Origin of the sequence: Streptomyces odonnellii (assembly GCF_000981895.1) — a bacterium.
In the GTDB taxonomy this organism is placed as follows: Bacteria; Actinomycetota; Actinomycetes; order Streptomycetales; family Streptomycetaceae; genus Streptomyces; species Streptomyces odonnellii.
In genome coordinates this window covers 1-2090 of the sequence record NZ_LATD01000601.1, presented here as the reverse complement: position 1 = coordinate 2090, position 2090 = coordinate 1, and the positions used below count along the sequence as shown (strand labels likewise).

At 73.9% G+C, this 2090-nt stretch carries 3 protein-coding genes; 1 reads left to right on the top strand and 2 read right to left on the bottom strand.

Annotation, left to right across the window (positions count from 1 at the left end):
- Window positions 1-36: 36 nt before the first annotated feature.
- A complete protein-coding gene (locus tag WH07_RS35515; RefSeq protein ID WP_046509340.1) occupies window positions 37-774 on the top strand; it encodes an ABC transporter permease in 738 nt (245 codons plus the stop codon).
- 140 nt (window positions 775-914) lie between these two features.
- On the opposite strand, the gene WH07_RS35510 is transcribed toward WH07_RS35515, so the two are convergent.
- Window positions 915-1598: an HAD-IA family hydrolase gene (locus WH07_RS35510; protein WP_046509338.1), complete on the bottom strand. Its 684-nt coding sequence runs from the start codon at window positions 1596-1598 to the stop codon at window positions 915-917.
- A 169-nt stretch (window positions 1599-1767) separates the two neighbouring features.
- Window positions 1768-2090 (bottom strand): peptidoglycan-binding domain-containing protein (locus tag WH07_RS39305; RefSeq protein ID WP_046509336.1); only part of this gene is annotated, 323 nt, incomplete at its 5' end.

Genomic DNA, 2090 nt, shown 5'->3' with positions numbered 1-2090 from the left:
GGCTCGGACCGGGTGGGCGCGGCTTAGGCTGGGGGCGTGCTGCTGCGGGTCGATGTCACCTTCTGGGTCGTGCTCGGGCTGCTGCTGGTGGCAGCCGTGGGCGTGGCCGCGTTCGCGCGGCTCGGGCGGGCCCGTGAGATCGCGGTCGCGGGCGTACGGGCCGCGGTCCAGCTCGGCGCGGTCTCGCTGGTGATCGGCTGGGTGATCGGGGCGGTCGCGCCGCTGCTCGGCTTTGTGGCGCTGATGTACGCCGTCGCCGTACGGACCGCGGGGCGGCGGGTCACCCGTAACCGGACCTGGTGGTGGGCCGCCCTGCCGATCGGGGCGGGGGTGGCGCCCGTCATGGCCGCGCTGCTGCTGACCGGCGTCGTACCGCTCAAGGGCATCGCGGTGATCCCGGTCGTCGGCATTCTGATCGGCGGCGCGCTCACCTCGACGGTGCTCAGCGGGCGGCGCGCGCTGGACGAACTGCACGCGCGGCGCGGCGAGGTCGAGGCGGGATTCGCGCTCGGGCTGCCGGAACGGGACGCCCGGATGGAGGTGGCCCGGCCCGCGGCGGCGGACGCGCTGCTGCCGGGCCTGGACCAGACGAGAACGGTGGGCCTGGTCACCCTGCCGGGCGCCTTCGTCGGCATGCTCCTGGGCGGCGCCTCCCCGGTACAGGCGGGCGCGGTACAGCTCTTCGTACTGGTGGCACTGATGGCGGTGCAGGCGGTGGCGGTGGGTACGGTGCTCGAACTGGTCGCGCGGGGAAGGCTGCACCGGGACGAGTGAGACGGCGGGGCGATCGTCCGGTGGATGCGGGTCTGCCGCCCGCGAAGGTGTGGTGGTCGTTTGGGGCGGTGGCCTCGCGTACGCCGACGAAAGGCCCCGCCGACGGCGGACCGGACCGGGCCGTGCCGGAGGTTCCCGGGCTACGACCCCGTGTGCAGGCGGATTTCGCCCGTCGGGAGCGCTTCCACCCGCAGTTCCGTCAGGTCCTGGACATGGATGTCCGGGGTCAGTGCCGCGGCCCGCGGGCCCACGCCGACCACGCGCATGCCCGCCGCGCGGGCCGCCGTGATGCCGGCCTCCGAGTCCTCCAGCGCCACGCAGTCCTCGGGTGCGAAGCCCAACTCGGCCGCGCCCAACAGGAAGCCCTCCGGGTGCGGCTTGCTCGCGGCGACGCTCTCGGCCGTGACGCGGGTCTTTGGCATCGGGAGCGCGGCCGCGGTCATCCGGGCCTCGGCCAGGGGGACGTTCGCCGAGGTGACCAGGGCGTGGGGCAGGTCGGCGATGGCCGCCATGAAGTCGGGCGCGCCGGGAATCGGGACGACGCCCTCGGTGTCCGCGGTCTCCTCGGCCAGCATCCGTTCGTTGTCGGCGAGGTTCTGTTCCATGGGCCGGTCGGGGAGCAGGGCGGCCATCGTCGCGTAACCCTGCCGGCCGTGGACCACCTTGAGCACCTCCTCCGGGTCCAGCCCCTGGCCGACCGCCCAGCGCCGCCAGATGCGCTCCACGGCCGCGTCGGAGTTGACGAGCGTGCCGTCCATGTCGAGGAGGAGGGCGCGGGTGGTCAGGACGGAAACGGGCGTCGTGGTGGCGGTGGTGGCCGTCATCGGCGGACTCCAGAGGCGCGGGAGCGGAGACAAACGGGACAGGGCAAGCGGCGGGGGCCGGGTGTGACGCAGCGGCGGAACGGAGCGGGCGGAGCAGACAGAAGCGGCTCCGCCCGCCGGTCAGGGTATACGGGCGGAACCACTTTGTTTCGATACTATACAAAGCGGCTCAGTGGCGTCGACCGCGCCCCCGGGTCTCAGCCTCCAGCGCCCGCCGGGTGTTCGGCCCGTACACGCCCTCCGGGTCGCCCTCGATGCCCCTGTACGACTGGTAGATGCGTACGCCGCGCTCGACGCGGTCGTCGTACTGCCCGTCCGCCTGGCCGTAGAACAGCCGGACCTCCTCCAGTCGGTGCTGCAACTCCACCACCTCGGGTCCCGAGTCGCCCGGCCCGAGCGATCCGCCCTGCGGTGCCTGGGAGGGGCGGCTCGGGGGCGGCGGCGCGGACGAGGGAGTCTTCTCCTGGAGGTGCTGGACGGGCGCGGCGCGGA

Bases quoted from the DNA above. Each gene is read 5' to 3' on its own strand.
- WH07_RS35510 (WP_046509338.1), bottom strand. From the start codon at position 1,598: ATGACGGCCACCACCGCCACCACGACGCCCGTTTCCGTCCTGACCACC.